The following is a 17,976-nucleotide window of genomic DNA, read 5'->3' as shown; positions in this document are numbered from 1 at the left end:
AAGTTAAATTTTACTTGATTTTAGCTACCATAAGCCACTATGATAATATACGGAAAACAGCTATTTTTACATATTTTGAACAAGCGCCCACAGATCCTAGAAGAGATCTATCTCTCAAAAGAGTGTGATAAAAAACTCTTCTCTAAAATTTGTGGCACTGGCAAGAAGATCATCCGCGTGGATAATCAAAAGGCGCAGTCGATGGCGCATGGCGGCAACCATCAAGGCTTCTTAGCAAGCGTTAGTGAGTTTGAGTTTTCAGACTTTAGTGAGCTAAAAAAGCTAAATTTCATCGCCGTGCTTTATGGCATAAGTGACGTCGGAAATATCGGCGCCATCGCTAGAAGCGCCTATGCTCTAGGCTGCGAAGGACTTGTTATCGTTACAAAAAGTGTAAATATGCAAGGTGTTTTAAGGTCAAGTAGCGGTGCTGCTTACGAGATACCAATAGCGATCTTTGAAGACGGACTTAGCCTTCTAAACGAGCTAAAACAGTGTGGTTTTAGGCTCTACGCGACGGCAAGCAACGGCAAAAATATAAAAGAGATGAAATTTGCTGGCAAAAGGGCTTTGGTGATGGGCTCAGAGGGCGAAGGCATACCGCAAAAAGCTCTAGCAAAGTGCGATGAGTGCGTCGGTATCAAGCTAAAAGACGGCTGGGACTCCCTAAATGTAAGTGCAGCTTTTGCGATAATTTGTGATAGGATGATAGATGAATGAATTAGAAAATTTAAAAGAGATAGGCATAAAGGAAATTTCGCGTAAAACGCACATTGAACCGACATTTTTACAATACATTTTTGACAAAAATTTTGAAAAATTATCACGCTTAAACATGAGAGGCTACGCCAAAATTTTACAGCGTGAGTATGGCGTCGATCTTGGCGAACTTCTAGCCGAATACGACGCATTTATGCAAGAAAATACCCCTGATGATAGCCATAAAACCAAGGTCAGCCCAAAGATCGCCTCATACACGCCTGATGATATAACAAACCAAAGGCAAGGCGGCGGATCTGGCTTTTTCTTCTGGATCATCATCCTAGCTATCATCGGCGGTGGGGCTTATTATTTTGACGCGTACAAATACGTCCAAAATTTCATCGCGACCTTAAATGAAGACAACACAAGCGTGAGCTACTCGCAATCAAGCATCGTCAATGAAGTGAAGAAAAATATAATCGACACAAATGTAACGATCTCTCAAAACACTCCAAAGATCGATGCAAACGCTTCAAGCGTGAAAATTTCAGCTCCAGCTGAGCAAAACGTGACTGTAAGTCCTGCTAGCGTTGATCAAAATGCCGCAAAACCTAGCATGGCAGCCCAGCCAGCTCCAAAAGTAGAGCAAAACGTGACAAAGCCGCTAAATGAGGCGGTCATCACACCAAAACAACGCGTTTGGATAGGCATCATCAACCTTGAAAATGGCCAAAAAACATCAAGCGACACAAGCAAAAGTGTCAATATAAATTTAGACCAAAGACAGCTAGTCGTTTGCGGAAATGGCAACATCGAGCTTAAGATCGGCGATAAAGTGACAAAGTATAACCCAAGCCGTCCAGCTAGATTTTTAGTAGAAAATGGCGATATGAAATTTTTAACTTATGACGAGTTTGTCGAGATGAATAAGGGCAAATCTTGGTAAAAAAACTAGCCATATTTCTTCTTTTTAGCGTTTTTTCATACGCTTTTGATCTAAATAGCAGTGCAAATGCACTAAGCAGCGGAAAAGATTTGCAAATTTCTTTAGAAAATTTAGACACTAACGGTTCGCTAAACGTCGGCGAGCTGGTCTCAAGGCTAAAGCAAAGCTCGAACTACGATACTCTCTCTTTTAGCTCAAATAGCTTAAATTTAAAATTTATAAGCACGCAAAAAGTCCCCTCAGCACTATTTGTAAAATCGATAAATTTAGCTCTTGAAGATGCAAATATAAGCGTGGCAAGGGTAAATTCTCTAAAAAATGGCAGTGAAATTTCTTATGGGATTTTAGCCCTAAAAAGTGGCGGCATAGATCCAAATTTACTAAATTTCACGCTTAGTAAAAGCGGCTTTAAGATCATGGGATTTGATAGGCTTGATGGAAATTTAGCGCTTTATTTGGATGCTAAAAATATGAGCCTTGATGCGTCAAAAGTAAATTTTAATGAAGAGACCCCACTTGTCAAAAGTGGCGGCGTCTATATCGTAGATGTAGCAGGTGCAAGTAGCCTAAATATCATCTCAAACGAGCCAAACAAATGGGTGCCACTTGTTAGAATTTATGATAAAAATTTAAACCAAATCGATCTAAAAAGAGAAAACGAGATAAAAACTAACTACACCATAAATTTAGCTAACGACGCAAAATATGCGTTAATTAGCGATAATAGCGACATAACTAACATTAAAAACGAGATAATTATCAAGCTTATAAAATAGGAGCAAACAGTGTTTGATGAGATAAGATTTAATACAATTGAGCGTTTGCCAAACTACGTTTTTGCCGAAGTAAATGCTATAAAAATGGCAGCACGCAGAGCTGGCGAGGACATCATAGACTTCTCTATGGGTAACCCAGAGGGCAGAACACCGCAACATATCGTCGATAAACTATGCGAAAGCGCACAAAAAGACAAGACCCACGGCTACTCAGCCAGTGCTGGAATTTACAAGCTCCGCCTTGCCATTTGCAACTGGTATAAGAGAAAATACGGCGTAAATTTAGACCCAGATACCGAAGCAGTAGCCACAATGGGTAGCAAAGAGGGCTTTGTGCATCTTGCTCAAGCCGTGATAAACCCAGGCGACGTGGCTATCGTGCCTGATCCTGCATACCCGATACACACGCAAGCGTTTTTATTTGCTGGCGGAAGCGTCGCAAAGATGCCACTTCACTACAACGATAAATTTGAGCTAGATGAGAATAAATTTTTTGAAAACTTAATCCAGACGATACACGCAAGCTCGCCAAAGCCAAAATATGTAGTCGTAAATTTCCCTCACAATCCAACGACCGTGACCGTACAAAAGAGCTTTTACGAGCGCCTTGTAAGCATCGCAAAGCAAGAGAGATTTTACATCATCTCAGATATCGCCTACGCTGATCTTACCTTTGATGGCTACAAAACTCCAAGCATCTTTGAAGTAGAAGGCGCAAAAGACGTTGCAGTAGAGTGCTATACCCTTTCAAAAAGCTACAACATGGCTGGCTGGAGAGTTGGCTTTATGTGCGGAAATAAGAGACTTTGCGCCGCACTTAAAAAGATAAAATCATGGGTTGATTACGGTATGTTTACGCCTATTCAAGTCTCTGCCACGGTCGCGCTTGACGGCGATCAAAGCTGCGTTGAAGAGATACGCCAAATTTATGAAAAAAGAAGAGATGTGATGATAGAGGCCTTTGCTCAGGCTGGTTGGGAGCTTAAAAAGCCAAATGCCAGCATGTTTATCTGGGCGAAACTTCCACCAAAGGTTAGCCACTTAGGCAGTCTTGAGTTTTCAAAGCAGCTTCTTACAAAGGCTTCAGTTGCTGTTAGCCCGGGCATTGGTTTTGGCGAGGGCGGAAACGACTATGTGCGCTTAGCTCTTATCGAAAACGAAAACAGGATAAGACAAGCAGCAAGAAATATAAAAAAATATTTGAAAGAATTTGAATGAATGTAGCGATATTGGGCGTTGGAACCGTTGGTGAGTCGGTTGCAAAAATTTTACTAAAAAACAAAAAGCTAATCGCAGCAAGATGTGGCGAGGAGATAGTGCCAGCCATCGGTGTGGTTAGAAATTTAAATAAAAAAAGAGACGCTGGCATCCCTTTGACTGACGATATAAATAGCGTCATAAACCGCGATGATATCGATGTTTTCGTCGAGCTTATGGGCGGCGTTGAAGAGCCTTTTAGAGTGGTGAGCGAAATTTTAAAGCGCAAAAAAGCGGTCGTCACTGCAAACAAGGCGCTTCTTGCCTATCACAGATATGCTTTGCAAAATTTAGCTAAAAACACGCCATTTGGCTTTGAAGCAAGCGTGGCTGGTGGCATACCGATCATCAGAGCCTTAAGAGAAGGGCTTAGTGCCAACCACATCTTAAGCATAAATGGCATACTAAATGGCACCAGCAACTACATCCTAACCTCGATGATGAATGAGGGCTCAAATTTCAAAGACGCGCTTAAAAAGGCACAAGATCTTGGATACGCTGAGGCTGATCCTACCTTTGACGTGGGTGGCTTTGACACAGCTCACAAGCTTCTCATCCTTGCAAGCATCGCTTATGGCGTGCACGGCGATCCAGAGGATATCTTGATCGAAGGGATACAAGGCATCACGCCAGAGGATATATTTTTCGCAAAAGATTTTGAATACTCAATAAAACTTCTAGCCATCGCTAAAAAAAGCGAGGGCAAGGTCGAACTACGCGTGCATCCAGCGCTTGTGCCGCAAAATAAAATGATAGCAAAGGCAAGCGGCGTAACAAATGCGATCAGTGTCGTTGGCGAGGTCGTTGGCGAGACTATGTACTATGGGCCTGGAGCTGGCGGCGACGCGACAGCAAGTGCGGTAATTAGCGATCTCATCGACATCGCAAGAGATAGCAAGTCGCCTATGCTTGGATACAAAGCGCCATTTGAGCTAAACACCTTAGAGCTTCTTGATCGCGACAGGATAAAGACGAAGTATTACTTTAGACTAAAAGTCGAAGACAAAATGGGCGTGCTAGCAAAGATAACAAATTTGATGAGCGAAAATAATCTCTCGATTGACAGCTTATTACAAAAGCCAAAAGATGAGAGCGAGTATGCCGTGCTATTTTTCACGACGCACACGAGCTTGGAGGCCGATGCGAAGCGAACGATAGAGCTTTTAAAAGAGCAAGAGTATATAAAAGAAGAGCCATTTATGATGAGGATCGAGGAGTAGTTTGGGGCTAAAAGAGTATCTCTTTGGCAAGAGCTCCGAAGATAGGGCTTGCGAGTTTTTGCGTAAGCTTGGTTTTGTCATTTTAGAGAGAAATTTTCACTCTAAATTTGGCGAGATCGACATCATCGCACTAAGTAGCGATAAAATTTTGCATTTTATTGAAGTAAAAGCAACTAGCAGAGGATACGAAGCAGAGTATAGGCTAAATAAGGCAAAATATATGAAAATTTTAAAAACGATAAATTTTTATATGATGAAAAATGAGCCAAACAGGGACTATCAGCTTGATCTACTTGTTGTTAAAAATGAAAATTTTGAGCTGATAGAAAATATTAGTTTATAATAAAATTTATTATTTAGCTAAAATTTAAATTTGATTTTGTATAATTGCCACATCTTGAAAATAAGGAGAACAAATGGGAAAATACATCGAACTCACAAAAGAAAATTTTGATGTAACAAAAGAAGGCGTTGCTCTAGTAGATTTCTGGGCTCCATGGTGCGGACCTTGCCGTATGCTAGCTCCAGTGATCGAAGAGCTTGCTGAAGACTTTGAGGGCAAAGCGAAAATTTGCAAGGTAAATACTGATGAAGTACAAGATCTTGCAGTTGAGTTTGGCATCAGATCGATCCCAACATTGCTATTTTTCAAAAATGGCGAGCTAGTTGAGCAAATGGTCGGTGCACAGTCAAAACAAGCCCTAACTGACAAACTAAATTCGCTTCTTTAATGAGCGAAAAAAGAAGAGGAAGTCTACTTCCTCTTACCTATATATTTGGTTCATTTTTTGGTGCAGCTATGATAGCAGCTGCATTTGCTTATAGCAACTATCGTTTTTCACAATATAAATTTGTTGATTTTGCGAAGCTAGTTTTTTACGAAAAAAGCGAAATTTTCACTCCAAAAGAGCCAAAATACACGCTTTTAATCTTCAGCTCAAATCAATCAAAATTAGACGAAATTTTACCAACCAAAAATGAAACAGTTGTGGCGATCGATATCTTTCAAAAAAGATATGAGTCAAACTCAACACTAAAATATATAAGCTCAGATATAAATACAGTCCTAGAGCTTATGCGAAATTTAAGCATCACAAAGCTACCTAGCAGTGTTGAGATAGTTCATCAAAGGGGCGAAATTTACAAACAAGATTCGTCCATAAATGTTTTAGAATAAAGGAAATTTATGCTTGATTTAGCGATCATCGGAGGCGGTCCAGCAGGACTAAGCGCCGGACTTTACGCCACTAGAGGCGGACTAAAAAATGTTGTAATGTTTGAAAAAGGCGAGCCTGGCGGTCAGATCACCTCTAGCTCAGAGATAGAAAACTACCCAGGCCAAAAAGCCCCTGGCGAGAGTGGCTTTGACTTTATGAGCACTTGGTGGAAGCAGTGCAGTGCATTTGGACTAGTTCATAAGTGGGCAAACGTCGTTGGTGTTAGAAAAAATAGTGACGGCAGCTTTGAAATTTTACTTGAAGGCGGCAAGAGCGAGCAGGCAAAGGCTGTCATCGTAGCGACTGGCTCAACCCCAAGACGTGCTGGCTTTAAAGGCGAGGACGAGTTCTTTGGCAAAGGCGTTAGCACATGCGCAACATGCGATGGCTTCTTTTACAAAAACAAAGAGGTAGCCGTTCTTGGCGGTGGCGACACAGCTGTTGAAGAGGCACTTTATCTAGCAAATATCTGCTCAAAAGTTTATCTAGTGCATAGACGTGACGAGTTTAGAGCAGCGCCAACAACCGTTGAAAAAGCTAGAAAAAATGAGAAGATCGAGTTTATAACAAGTGCTACGATAAAAGAGGCACTTGGCGATAATATGGGTCTAACAAAGATCGTGCTTGATACCAAAAATGGCGAGCGCGTGCTTGATGTGCCGGGCATTTTTACCTTCGTCGGACTAAATGTAAATAACGAAATTTTAAAAGATGAAAACGGTAAATTTATCTGCGAAATGGCTGATGGCGGACAGGTTAAGACAAACCTTAAGATGCAAACTAGCCTAAAAGGGCTCTTTGTAGCAGGCGACATCAGAGAGGACGCTCCAAAACAAGTCATCGTAGCTGCAGGTGATGGCGCTGTGGCTGCACTTAGCGCTATGAGCTACATAGAAAGCTTGCATTAATACTCAAATTTAGCCAAATTTTTTGGCTAAATTTCTTTTTCAAAATAAACCTCTTAGCAAAAATTTACATTTTAAAATTGCTTGGTTTTTAGGCTTATCAGAACACTTTTTAAATTGCATTAATAAAATAACTCTAAGGCATGTGCAATAGCCTTTTTACACAAAATAGGCAAAAGTTGGTGCGTCTAATAATTACCAAAATGATAATTTTTAATTAAATTTTAGCTACAAGTAGCCCTTTTCAAAAGCTATTTCGTAATCTCTCTATAATAAATTTTATGTTAAATTTCAACCAAAAATCAAAGGATAAATTTTGGTAAAAATAGGACTTTATGGCGCTAGTGGCAAGATGGCTCAAAGTATCATCTCTTGTTTAAAAGATGAAAAAGACGCCACTTTAAGCGTCGCTTTTAGCCAAAAAAATGAAGTTGAAAATTTAAGTAGCGAGCTTTTGACAAACGACTTTGCTAAATTTTTTGAAGCGTGCGACGTTATCATCGACTTTAGCCAAAAAGAGGCGACCGTAGCACTGCTAAACTACGCTAGAACCAACCCAAAACCACTGGTTATCGGCACGACTGGACTAAGTGACGACGAAAAAAACTTGCTTCATCTAGCATCAGGCACTATGCCAATACTCTACGCAACAAACATGAGTCTAGGCGTAGCAGTGTTAAATAGAATTGCAAGGATAGCTTCGAAAGTTTTAAGAGAATTTGATATAGAGATAGTCGAGCAGCATCACAGACACAAAAAGGACGCTCCAAGCGGCACTGCGATGACCTTGGCGGGCTGTGTGGCAGAGGCAAGGGATCTAAATTTAAAAGATGTTTTAGTGACTGGCAGGGCTGGCATGGTGGGCGCAAGAAGTAAAGACGAGATCGCAGTTATGGCGCTACGTGGCGGTGACGTGGTCGGTCGTCACACGGTTGGCTTTTACAATGACGGCGAATTTATTGAGCTTAACCACACGGCAACTAGTAGAGCGACCTTTTCAAAAGGTGCCATTAAGGCTGCCATCTGGCTAAAAGATCAGAGCAGCGGCCTATACTCGATAGATGATAGTTTGGGGCTTGATGATTAAATTTGGTCTTGATGATGTAGAGAGCTACAAGCTAGAATTTGGCGATAAATTCTACGCTGTCAGAGCGTGAAAAATGACAAAATTTAAGAGCTAATGAGTTTGATTTGAGATGATGAAATTTAGTTTTAGCGCATGTGGATTGTTATAAATGATGCAAATAACGGCAAATGTGTAGCCATTAGACAACAAGCCACTTACAAAAATTGCTTAGCGTTGGCTATGAAATTTAATTACAAAGATGAAATTTAAAAGATGAAAAGAGGATAAAAGATGTGTGCGATAGTTGGTATCATAAATTCTAAGGATGCGGCGAAAACGGCGTATTATGCGCTATTTTCTATGCAACACCGCGGTCAAGAGGCAAGTGGCATCAGCGTCTGTAACGACGGCGAGATCTCCACTCACAAGGGCAATGGCCTAGTCACCGAAGTCTTTAACGAAGAGATCTTGAGCTCACTAAAAGGCGACATGGCGATCGGCCACAACCGCTACGCAACAGCTGGCAAAAACTCAGGCCGTGACGCCCAGCCAATAGCCGCCAACTACGCCCTAGGTCAAATCTCGATCGTTCACAACGGAAATTTGGTCAATAAAGACGAGGTTAGAGACGAGCTTATCAAAGATGGCGCGATATTTCAGACAAATATGGACACAGAAAACATCATCCACCTCATCGCAAGAAACCACGACGAACACCTACAAGATCGCATCATCGCAGCACTTGATAAGATAAAAGGCGCTTACTGCCTGCTCGTGCAGTCACGTCACAAGACCTTTGCCATAAGAGACCGCTGGGGCGTTAGGCCACTAAGCCTTGGTAGGCTAAAAGATGGCGGATACATCGTAGCTAGCGAGACTTGTGCGTTTGATCTTGTGGGAGCGACATTTATAAGAGATGTTAGACCTGGCGAGATGATAGTTTTTGAGCATGGCAAGAGCGAGTTTCAAAGCTTGCAAATCTTCGAGCCAGAGCCTAGAGTTTGCGCCTTTGAGTACATCTATTTTGCGCGCCCAGATAGCGTTATAGAGGGCAAAAGCGTCTATGAAGTGAGAAAAAAGATGGGCGAGGTGCTAGCTAGAAAGAGCAAGGTAAAGGCTGACTTTGTCGTGCCCGTGCCAGATAGTGGCGTGCCAGCAGCACTTGGATACGCAAACGAGAGCAAAATTCCATTTGAGCTAGCCATCACCAGAAACCACTATGTGGGCAGGACATTTATCGAGCCAAGCCAAGAGATGAGAAATTTAAAGGTCAAGCTAAAACTTAATCCAATGTCAAGCGTACTAGCTGGTAAAAGCATCGTCGTGATCGATGATAGCATCGTTCGAGGCACCACTTCTAAGAAGGTGGTCGATCTCTTAAGACACGCAGGGGCGAAAGAAATTCACTTCAGAGTTGCGTGCCCTGAGCTCAAGTATCCTGAGCGATACGGCATCGACACACCAAGCTTTGAGGAGCTAATAAGCGCCAAAAAAAGCGTCGAAGAGGTCAGAGAGTATATCGGAGCTGACAGTTTGGAGTTTTTGAGCATCGATGAGCTTAAAGAGAGTATCGGCAACGAGAGAAAATACTCGCTTGTAAGCTTTGATGGTGATTACTTCATAAAATGAGAAATTTAGTAGTTTTGCTGCTTGGGGTGCTCTTTTTTGCGGGCTGCTCGCAAAAGACGCCTAGCAAAAAGGATGAAATTTCTATCATGGTGAGCTACTTTGAGCTAAATGGCAAAAAGCAGCAACTACTCATAAAAAGCATGCCAAGCTTAGCTGATAAAAATGCCAGCGTGCCATTTTTTGGTATGGTAAATTTTCTTGATCAAAACAAAACGACAAGTGCTTATTCTCTAGTAAATGGCGTTATAAACGTCATTGAAGCAGATAGTGCCTTTATAAATTTAAACAAAACTAGTGACGTTTTAGCTCTTAAAAAATCTAGCGAGATAAGGTTTTACGAGATAAGGCCTGATGTGATTGAGAGTGTTAAATTTAGATCACAAAATGGCGTTTGCGCTGAGTTTTTAGCTCAAAAGCCAGTTTTTGTAAATGCGAGCACCAACTACTACTTAAGAGATGATAGCTTTTTTGCAAGTTTAATTGATGCAAAATTTGTTTATAAAAAGGGCGCAAAGATACTAAAAAAGGAGTTTGCTTATAGCATCTTAGAGCCCAAAATCCTAGAAGAAGCTAAAGAATTTACACAAAAACCAAACCAGCTTTTCTTAAACGATATGCAAAAGCTTGGCAGACTGCTTGACATACTCTGCACATTTTAGCAGACACTTACACACTAAAATTTATACTTTTTCATGAGTCTGCACCCTTTTAAAATTTATTTTAAGTACGGGGGGGGGTAGAATGCCTTTTTAAATCAAAAAGGAGATATCAAGATGAAAAAGCAAATTTTAGCTTCAGTCTTAGCCAGCGTGTTGGCCACAAGTAGCGTATATGCTTGGGGCTTTGGAGGAAGTAGTAAAGAGAAACCAAATTATGATTATAGTGGGGAGAAAGAGCTAATGTCATTAAGTTCTTTCTCGGACAAAGATCTGCGAATTGATGATGCAAAATATTGGTGCCTTGATCAGGGCAATGATCTGGGTTGCATTTGGCTAGACAAACTAGAAGCTTTAGCTAGTAAAGACATTAAGAAAGTAACAAATTTTTATGAAAAAACAGTACCAGAATATTGTTATGACAAAAAATTCGCTCCAGCTTGCAATATACCAGCTCTTGATTTGATAAAATGGAAAATAGTTTATTTTGCAAAGAAAGATGGAGATACTAAATCTATTTATTCTGACTATGCAAAAGCACTTTCTGAGTCAAAAGCAGATGTAAAAATGCTTGAATATGGTTGCAATGAACTAAAAAGTGCCTATATATGTAGGGATCTACGTGACATGTATAAAAACTTAGGCGATAGAGAAAAGACTAAAGAATATAACGATAAAATGAAAAATGGTGATGAAAAGTGGAATTCTGTTCTTTATGACTATCAACACATGAGATATATTTATAAAGATGCCTCTGCGTGGAAGCTTTTAATCAATTAAGCTACTTAAATATGCAGGATAAATTCCTGCATATTTTTTAAAAATATCTATTTTTAAGTTGTAATTTCACTTTAGCTGACTTGTAAATTTAGTAAATTTTGCCATTTTCAAGTCAGCTATTTTAAATTTAAAGCTAAATTTAATCCCCCCTGCTTTTTAAATTTAGCGCTCCCCTCAAAAAATCTAGACGCCAAATTTATCCTAAAGCATCTCTATAAATGCCTCGAGCCTTGTCTTGATCTGCCCAGCGTCGCTTGTAGAAAAGTCCGTCTCAAGCGCCATATAAGGCGTATCCACATCGTTGCACGCCCTTTTTATATTGGCAGTTTCTACGTTGTAGGTGTGACAGGCTTGAAGCACAACGTCGATCACGCCGTCCGCCTTGTACTCTTTTATCATCTCTTGTAGCACCTTTTCTCTCTCTTTATTTGGCGACATGATCGAGCAAGGTATCGCCATGTAGCGCTTTGCGATGGCGCTAATTGGATCGTCATTTTCATCGACAAGGTTGCTAAAATTTTTAGTACCAGTGCAGTTTTCGTAAGCTACCACGACGCCGCCTGCCTCTTCTATAGCTGGCACGATCTTGTCATAGACCCCGCCACTTGGACAGCCTGTGATGATGATGCGTTTGGCGTCCTTATGCACGGGTGAAATTTTGTCCCTCACACACTCTTTTAGCTTATTTACGATGATCTCAAGGTCGCTTATCTGCTCCTTTTTATCAAATATAAAGCCATTTCCATATAGCAGTGCGTGCAGCTCTTTGCCATTCATCGGTGGCGGCGTTAGCTTCATGAAATTTTGTATTTCGCCCATTAGCTCGCGCTCTTTGTTAAATAGCCTAATAGAGTTTCTAAGCTCCTCGTCGCTCACTTTCACGTCAAATTTAGCCTCCAGTCGCTCCTTTAACTCCCTAACCTCATCTTGCCAAAGCTCTAGGCTCTTTTGGCTCTTGAAATGCGGCAAATGCATGACGTGCACATCTTTAAATTCGCCCATAAGCTCATACATCTTCTTCTTGCCGTCGCACGTCGTCTCGCCGATAACGATATCAGAGTTTCGCACAAATGGGCATTTGTTTGCTTTTGCAAAGCCGTAGCTTGCCTTTATGAGCGGACAGAGGTTTTTAGGCAGATACTTTTCGCCCTCAACGACCGCGTTATCGCCAGTTGCGCAGACACTGACGCTATAAGCGTTTGCTGCGTGGATGATCTCTCTTGGCGTGTAGGTGCAAAAGATAGCAGCGATCTTTTGGCCGCTATTTTTGACTGCTTCAACATTTTGGGCTAAATTTTTCTTAGCGCCATCATAGGTAGCGAAAATTTCGCTCAAACTCATACTCTCATTTATCGCCATTTTCTCTCCTTAAATTTCTTATCCCTGCAAGGCTAGCGCCTATCGCACCGCAGTAGATCGCATCTTCGTGCGTGCTGACTTTAGCTTGCAAGCACACTTCTAAATTTTCTCTCACATACTCGCTCTTACTAAAGCCACCGCTTAAGAAATAGCTCGTATTTGCCTGTTTTTTGACCAAATTTGAAATTTTATTTATAGCTGAGACGATCACCGCTTTTGCGATGTTTTCTCGTGAGATATTTTGAGCAATGAGACTTATGATCTCAGACTCCGCAAAGACCGTGCACATCGAGCTTATAGATATATCTTTGTCGCTATTTTTAGCAAGGCGCGTAAGCTCATCAAACCTAACTCCAAGGCGGTTTGACATCACTTCAAGAAATTTACCAGTGCCGGCTGAACATTTATCATTCATCGTAAAGTCAGTAACCGAGCCATTTTCAAGCTTGATAGCCTTCGTATCTTGTCCGCCCACGTCTATAACTGTGCAGTCGCTTTTGCAAAAGTAGTGCGCCCCTAGCGCGTGACAGGTGATCTCTGTAAGGGTTTTATCAGCGTATGGCACCGAAACTCTGCCGTAACCTGTCGCAGTAAAATATAGCTCGCCAAGGTCTAAAGCTAGAATTCGCTCTTTTATAAGCATGGCCGTATCTGCGCTGCTCCAGCCAGTTGGGAGTAAAAAGAGCTCCTTTATCTCGCCGCTACTTGCCTCTATGACGGCAACCTTTGCAGATGTTGAGCCTATATCAATACCGATTGAGTGCATTTTGTATCCAAAAAAGGTCTTTCTAAAACTTAGAACTGGCGTGATTTTACTCACTTTAAGACAAATTTGTCAATAAATAAGACCCAAAAATTTATAGCCTTTTCACCTTTTAAAATTTATAATTTACCCACACTTTACAAAGGGGATGAAATTTGAAAAATTTGACAAACGAGCAGAGATTTTTCTCAAATGCCGACCTTGCAAGGCTCTTTTTCCCTATCGCCGTAGAGCAGTTTTTAGAGTATAGCCTAGGCCTTGCAAACTCGCTAATGGCAGCAAGCGTTAGCGAAAGTGCGGTGAGTGCGGTAAGCCTTGTGGAGTTTGTCATGGCGCTATTTATTAGCATTTTTACTGCCATAGCCACTGGTGGCTCGGTGGTCGCTAGCCAGTATCTAGGTAGCAAACAAAGTGGTAGCGCCAGAAATACCGCCGATCAGCTAGTTTGGTTTAGTCTAATTTTTGCCATCTTTATAGCCCTTGCCATCATAGTTTTAAAAGATCTCATCTTAGATAAAGTCTTTGGCGATATCGGCGAGCAAGTGAGGCATGATGCTAGCCACTATCTCGTTTTCTCCGCCATTTCAGCGCCCTTTTTAGCCCTCTATGCAGCAGCTGCGGCGATCTTTCGCACGATGTCAAACGCAAAGCTACCTATGTATATCATGGCGGCTGCAAATTTACTAAATGTGCTGCTAACTGCCATTAGCATCTACACATTTCACACAGGGGTGCTTGGTATCGCCATTAGCACGCTCATAGCAAGAGCTATCGCTTGCTTTGTCATCGTCTATCTGCTACTTGATATAAAGCTAAAACTTCACATAAGAAAGAGCCTTATCTATAAATTTGACTACGAGATCATCAAGAAAATTTTAAATATCGGCGTGCCTTATGGCTTTGAAAATTCGATGTTTTACGTGGGTCGCATCATCGTTTTGAGCCTTGTTTCGCTCTTTGGCACGGCAAGCATCGCTGCAAATGCCGTGGGCGGGACGATCGTGATGTTTCAGGTACTCCCTGGCATGGCGATAGGCACAGGCCTAAGCGTAGTAGTGGCTAGATGTATCGGCGCAAATGACTTTAATCAGGCTAAATTTTACGTAAGAAAATCAATGCTAAGCATCTACATCGTGCAGCTTTTTAGCACGGCTGTCGTGTTACTGCTTCTTGAGCCGCTACTTCGCGTTTATAATCTCTCAAGCGAGGCCATAAATTTAACAAGGCAGATCGTCTGGTATCACGGCATCGCGATGTGCCTTATCTGGCCGCTTGCCTACACCTATCCGACCGTTTTTCGAGCTGCTGGGGACGCAAAATACCCGATGATAGTAAATTTAGCCTGCATGTTTGCCTGCAGGATCGTGCTAGCTTATATCTTTGCGCTCACCTTTAATCTTGGCATGATAGGCACTTGGTTTGCGATGTTTGCCGACTGGGCGGTAAAGGCGGTACTCTTTGTGCGCAGATACGCAAATGGCACGTGGATGAAATTTCGAGCCATTTAAAAAAAAGTAGTAATATACACACGATTTTGTCACAAAGGATAAAGATGAAAAATGTTTTAAAATTTAGTGCAGCTCTAGTGATCGCAGCGCTTTTTACAGGGTGCGCAAGTGAGAGCTCAAGAGTGGTAGAAACTCCAAAAGTAGCAAGCTACGGCTCAGTTTATAACGGCAAAAAAGTCTCAGTTTCTATTGGCCGCTTTAATAATCAATCAAACTACGGTAATGGCGTTTTTAGTGACGGAGAGGATAGACTTGGCAACCAAGCTCAAAGCATCCTAATTACAAATTTACAGCAAAGCGGTAGATTTTCGGTGCTTGAGAGATCAAATATGTCAGTCCTCAAACAAGAGAGCGAGCTAAGCAAAGAGGCTCAAAATTTAAAAGGCTCAAGATACGTCATAACTGGCGATGTGACCGAATTTGGACGTAAGACAACAGGCGATCACCAGCTATTTGGCATACTTGGCAAAGGCAAAAAGCAAACTGCCTACTCAAAGGTAAATTTAAACGTTGTCGATACCAAAACGGCTGAGGTCGTCTATTCGGTTAGTGGCGCTGGCGAATATACCCTTTCAAACAGAGAGATCATCGGCTTTGGTGGCACCGCAGGATACGACTCTACGCTAAATGGCAAGGTGCTAAGCCTAGCGATAGTTGAAGCGGTAAATAACCTAGTAAATGGCATAGAAAGCGGAGCATGGCAAGTAAAATAAAGCTTGCCTGCCTTGGCGCTCTTGCGCTCGTGCTAGTAGGGTGCAGCAACACAAGTGGCCCAAGGTCGCTTTACTACTGGGACGGCACATATAGTAGCTCGCTATATAGCTATCTAAGCGAAGATGGCGATGCAACTGAGCAAATTTCACGCTTAGAAAATTTAGTGCAAAACTCAACTCAAAGGGGCTATAAGGTTGCCCCTGGGCTATACGCGCACCTTGGACTTTTATACTTAAATAACGGAAATTTAGGCGCTGCAAATGCAAATTTTGACAAAGAGGTGCAAAATTTCCCAGAGTCAAGAGAATTTATAAATTTCATCAAGGGCTCTAAAAATTTAACCCCAAAAAAGCAGAGCAAAAAAGAGGGAGCGAAAGATGAAAAATAGCCTGAAATTTATAGCTGTGACGCTTCTTGCGCTGTTTTTTGCGGGTTGTTCTTTCAAAGAGCCTGAGCCATACGACTACTCAGCCTTTTTACAAAAAAAGCCACGCTCCATCCTAGTGCTCATGCCAACAAACGATAGCACCGAGGTTGCTGGCTCAGCAGCGGTTTTGGCTAACTCAGTAGCTCCACTTAGCGAGGCTGGATACTATGTATTTCCAGTGGCTCTTGTAAATGATACATTTAAGCAAAATGGCATAACCGAGCCAAGCGAGATCGCAGCGGTGCCACTAAACAAGCTTGATAAAATTTTCCACGCCGATAGCGTGCTTTATATAAACATAAAAGACTACGGCACAAGCTACGTCGTGGTCTCAAGTTCTACAAAGGTAGTGCTTGAAGCAAAGCTAGTCGATATAAAAAGTGGCGCGACGCTCTGGCAGGGCGAGGCAGCAGCTGCAGAGGATAGCGGTAATGGGCAAAACAGCCTGCTTGGCATGCTAGTCTCAGCCGTCATCACGCAGGTGGCAAACACCATCTCAGATAGATCATACGACTTAGCAGTAAGGGCTGATGCTTACCTCTTTTCTAGAAACTGCCATGATTGCATACTTTATGGGCCATATTCGCCTCACTACGGCAAAGACGCCCAACTACATAAAGATAGATAAATTTAATGTCCAGCCATCAACTAGGAGTGCTTCTTACGCTAGTTGGTGGCGTTCTTTGGGGATTTAGCGGAGTTTGCGGGCAGTATCTCTTCTCGCAAGGCATTAGCGCTGATTTTCTAGTGCCTTATAGGCTCTTGCTAGCTGGTGCTTTTATCGTGCTCTACTACGCCTTTAAGGCTCCAAAGGCCGTTTTTGCGCCAGTTACTGACGTAAAACTGATGGCCGAGCTTCTCACGTATGCTCTGCTTGGGCTAATGATGACGCAGTATGCCTACTTTTACTCTATCGAGCTCTCAAACGCCGCAGTTGCGACCGTCATTCAATACACCGCTCCAGTCCTCATCCTAGCCGTCATCTGCCTAAAAGAGAGGCGAGCACCAAAACCGCTTGAAATTTTAGCTCTATTTTGCGCGATGCTTGGCGTCTTTTTTCTTGCTACTCATGCGCAAATTTCAGCCCTTGTCATCTCGCCAGAAGCGCTATTTTGGTGCTTAGTAAGTGCTGTTTGCGTCTGCGTTTATAACCTAGCTCCCGCAAGGCTAAATGCCAAATACTCAGTCACGCTCACGCTTGGCTGGGGCATGGTGATAGGTGGCGTGGTGCTTTGCCTTTATATGAGAGTGTGGGAGTTTGCAGGGCTTAGTGGCACGGCGCAGTGGCTAGCATTTCTCGCCGTCATCACGCTTGGCACGATATTTGCATTTAGCTTTTATATGACTGGAGTTAAGCTCATAGGCGCCTCAAAAGCCAGCATGATAGCCTGTATAGAGCCACTAAGTGCGGCCTTTTTTGGCTACTTTTGGCTTGGGACGAAATTTGTCTTTTGGGACTTTTTAGGCTTTGCTCTCATCATATCATGCATATTTTTACTTTCAAAGAAGAGAGATGATATACCTAGCGCAAACTGACACGACTGCTGGCTTTTTAAGCAAAGACTACAAAGAGATAAACCACGCCAAAATGCGAAGTGAAGGCAAACCTTGCCTCATCACGACGGCTAAATTTAGCGTTTTAAACGGGCTTGCTAGAGCTCCAAAAAAGTATAAAAATTTCATCCGTCGCTCGAGAAAGACGACATTTTTATATCCAAATTTAAAGGCGATCAGGGTCGTAAAAGAGTGCGAACATGAGAAATTCTTAAGCAAATTTGACTGGCTTTACTCAAGCAGCGCAAACAAAAATGGTATGAAATTTGACGAAGTTTGGGCTAGAAGCGTGGCCGATGAAGTTGTTGATGAACGATTTTTTGAAGATAGGCCGTCAAAAATTTATAAAATTTCAAAGTCAAAACTAAAAAAGATCCGCTAGTTAAATTTGCCCCCTGCACTTTTTATAAATTTAGGTAGCTTTGTTGTGGTTTGAGATGATAAATTTGCTAAATTTCACAGCCTGCAAGAGCGGTTTTAAAAGCTAGTTTTTTAGA

21 protein-coding genes are annotated in these 17,976 nt (G+C 42.0%); 19 read left to right on the top strand and 2 right to left on the bottom strand.

Annotation, left to right across the window (positions count from 1 at the left end; translation table 11 throughout):
* The first annotated feature begins 39 nt into the window (after window positions 1-39).
* From rlmB to CVS81_RS05145, 13 genes are all read left to right on the top strand, one after another.
* A complete protein-coding gene (gene rlmB / locus CVS81_RS05205) occupies window positions 40-720 on the top strand; it encodes a 23S rRNA (guanosine(2251)-2'-O)-methyltransferase RlmB (protein WP_012001059.1) in 681 nt (226 codons plus the stop codon).
* A complete protein-coding gene (locus CVS81_RS05200) occupies window positions 713-1,648 on the top strand; it encodes a phosphatidylglycerophosphate synthase (protein ID WP_107965310.1) in 936 nt (311 codons plus the stop codon). Before rlmB ends, CVS81_RS05200 begins: the two co-directional genes overlap by 8 nt.
* The gene (locus CVS81_RS05195; RefSeq protein ID WP_107965309.1) at window positions 1,642-2,424 is read left to right on the top strand and encodes a hypothetical protein; all 783 of its coding nucleotides are present in this window, start codon (window positions 1,642-1,644) and stop codon (window positions 2,422-2,424) included. Before CVS81_RS05200 ends, CVS81_RS05195 begins: the two co-directional genes overlap by 7 nt.
* 9 nt (window positions 2,425-2,433) lie before the next feature.
* Entirely contained in the window at window positions 2,434-3,642 is a 1,209-nt protein-coding gene (locus CVS81_RS05190; protein WP_107965308.1) for an LL-diaminopimelate aminotransferase, read from the top strand.
* Window positions 3,639-4,901, top strand: coding sequence for a homoserine dehydrogenase (locus tag CVS81_RS05185; protein WP_107965307.1), 1,263 nt, complete (start codon window positions 3,639-3,641; stop codon window positions 4,899-4,901). Before CVS81_RS05190 ends, CVS81_RS05185 begins: the two co-directional genes overlap by 4 nt.
* A gap of 1 nt (window position 4,902) precedes the next feature.
* Window positions 4,903-5,244, top strand: coding sequence for a YraN family protein (locus CVS81_RS05180; protein ID WP_107965306.1), 342 nt, complete (start codon window positions 4,903-4,905; stop codon window positions 5,242-5,244).
* A gap of 73 nt (window positions 5,245-5,317) precedes the next feature.
* Entirely contained in the window at window positions 5,318-5,632 is a 315-nt protein-coding gene (trxA, locus tag CVS81_RS05175) for a thioredoxin (protein WP_021092602.1), read from the top strand.
* A complete protein-coding gene (locus CVS81_RS05170) occupies window positions 5,632-6,078 on the top strand; it encodes a hypothetical protein (RefSeq protein WP_103613250.1) in 447 nt (148 codons plus the stop codon). The genes trxA and CVS81_RS05170 overlap by 1 nt, the downstream gene beginning before the upstream one ends.
* A 9-nt stretch (window positions 6,079-6,087) precedes the next feature.
* Window positions 6,088-7,026 carry an NAD(P)/FAD-dependent oxidoreductase gene (locus CVS81_RS05165; protein WP_103634423.1) on the top strand — a complete coding sequence of 313 codons (939 nt, stop codon included), beginning with the start codon at window positions 6,088-6,090 and terminating at the stop codon, window positions 7,024-7,026.
* Between the two features lie 313 nt (window positions 7,027-7,339).
* On the top strand, window positions 7,340-8,110 hold the full coding sequence (dapB, locus tag CVS81_RS05160; protein ID WP_004318062.1) for a 4-hydroxy-tetrahydrodipicolinate reductase: 771 nt from the start codon (window positions 7,340-7,342) through the stop codon (window positions 8,108-8,110).
* Between the two features lie 270 nt (window positions 8,111-8,380).
* The gene (purF, locus tag CVS81_RS05155) at window positions 8,381-9,718 is read left to right on the top strand and encodes an amidophosphoribosyltransferase (protein WP_107965305.1); all 1,338 of its coding nucleotides are present in this window, start codon (window positions 8,381-8,383) and stop codon (window positions 9,716-9,718) included.
* Window positions 9,715-10,377, top strand: coding sequence for a hypothetical protein (locus CVS81_RS05150; protein WP_107965304.1), 663 nt, complete (start codon window positions 9,715-9,717; stop codon window positions 10,375-10,377). Before purF ends, CVS81_RS05150 begins: the two co-directional genes overlap by 4 nt.
* Window positions 10,378-10,491: 114 nt before the next feature.
* Window positions 10,492-11,154: a hypothetical protein gene (locus tag CVS81_RS05145; protein ID WP_107965303.1), complete on the top strand. Its 663-nt coding sequence runs from the start codon at window positions 10,492-10,494 to the stop codon at window positions 11,152-11,154.
* 201 nt (window positions 11,155-11,355) lie between these two features.
* Here the strand turns inward: CVS81_RS05145 and CVS81_RS05140 are convergent, their stop codons facing one another.
* Both CVS81_RS05140 and CVS81_RS05135 read right to left on the bottom strand, forming a co-directional pair.
* On the bottom strand, window positions 11,356-12,513 hold the full coding sequence (locus CVS81_RS05140) for a double-cubane-cluster-containing anaerobic reductase (protein WP_107965302.1): 1,158 nt from the start codon (window positions 12,511-12,513) through the stop codon (window positions 11,356-11,358).
* The gene (locus CVS81_RS05135; RefSeq protein ID WP_107965301.1) at window positions 12,500-13,279 is read right to left on the bottom strand and encodes an acyl-CoA dehydratase activase; all 780 of its coding nucleotides are present in this window, start codon (window positions 13,277-13,279) and stop codon (window positions 12,500-12,502) included. The genes CVS81_RS05140 and CVS81_RS05135 overlap by 14 nt, the downstream gene beginning before the upstream one ends.
* Before the next feature lie 152 nt (window positions 13,280-13,431).
* On the opposite strand from CVS81_RS05135, the gene CVS81_RS05130 reads away from it, so the two are divergent.
* From CVS81_RS05130 to CVS81_RS05105, 6 genes are read left to right on the top strand one after another with little or no spacing between them, the layout of a single operon-like run.
* Window positions 13,432-14,784 carry an MATE family efflux transporter gene (locus CVS81_RS05130; protein WP_107965300.1) on the top strand — a complete coding sequence of 451 codons (1,353 nt, stop codon included), beginning with the start codon at window positions 13,432-13,434 and terminating at the stop codon, window positions 14,782-14,784.
* Window positions 14,785-14,828: 44 nt separating this feature from the next.
* Entirely contained in the window at window positions 14,829-15,497 is a 669-nt protein-coding gene (locus CVS81_RS05125) for a CsgG/HfaB family protein (protein ID WP_107965299.1), read from the top strand.
* A complete protein-coding gene (locus CVS81_RS05120) occupies window positions 15,482-15,886 on the top strand; it encodes a DUF4810 domain-containing protein (RefSeq protein ID WP_107965298.1) in 405 nt (134 codons plus the stop codon). The genes CVS81_RS05125 and CVS81_RS05120 overlap by 16 nt, the downstream gene beginning before the upstream one ends.
* Window positions 15,876-16,553: a DUF799 domain-containing protein gene (locus tag CVS81_RS05115; protein WP_107965297.1), complete on the top strand. Its 678-nt coding sequence runs from the start codon at window positions 15,876-15,878 to the stop codon at window positions 16,551-16,553. Before CVS81_RS05120 ends, CVS81_RS05115 begins: the two co-directional genes overlap by 11 nt.
* Window positions 16,554-16,558: 5 nt before the next feature.
* Complete coding sequence (locus CVS81_RS05110) at window positions 16,559-17,461, top strand: DMT family transporter (protein WP_107965296.1); 903 nt, start codon at window positions 16,559-16,561, stop codon at window positions 17,459-17,461.
* On the top strand, window positions 17,439-17,861 hold the full coding sequence (locus tag CVS81_RS05105) for a Sua5 YciO YrdC YwlC family protein (RefSeq protein ID WP_107965295.1): 423 nt from the start codon (window positions 17,439-17,441) through the stop codon (window positions 17,859-17,861). Before CVS81_RS05110 ends, CVS81_RS05105 begins: the two co-directional genes overlap by 23 nt.
* The last annotated feature ends 115 nt before the right edge of the window (window positions 17,862-17,976 follow it).

The sequence above is a fragment of the Campylobacter concisus genome (assembly GCF_003049065.1).
Classification (GTDB): Bacteria; Campylobacterota; Campylobacteria; order Campylobacterales; family Campylobacteraceae; genus Campylobacter_A; species Campylobacter_A concisus_BE.
This window is presented reverse-complemented; position numbering and strand designations above follow the sequence as displayed.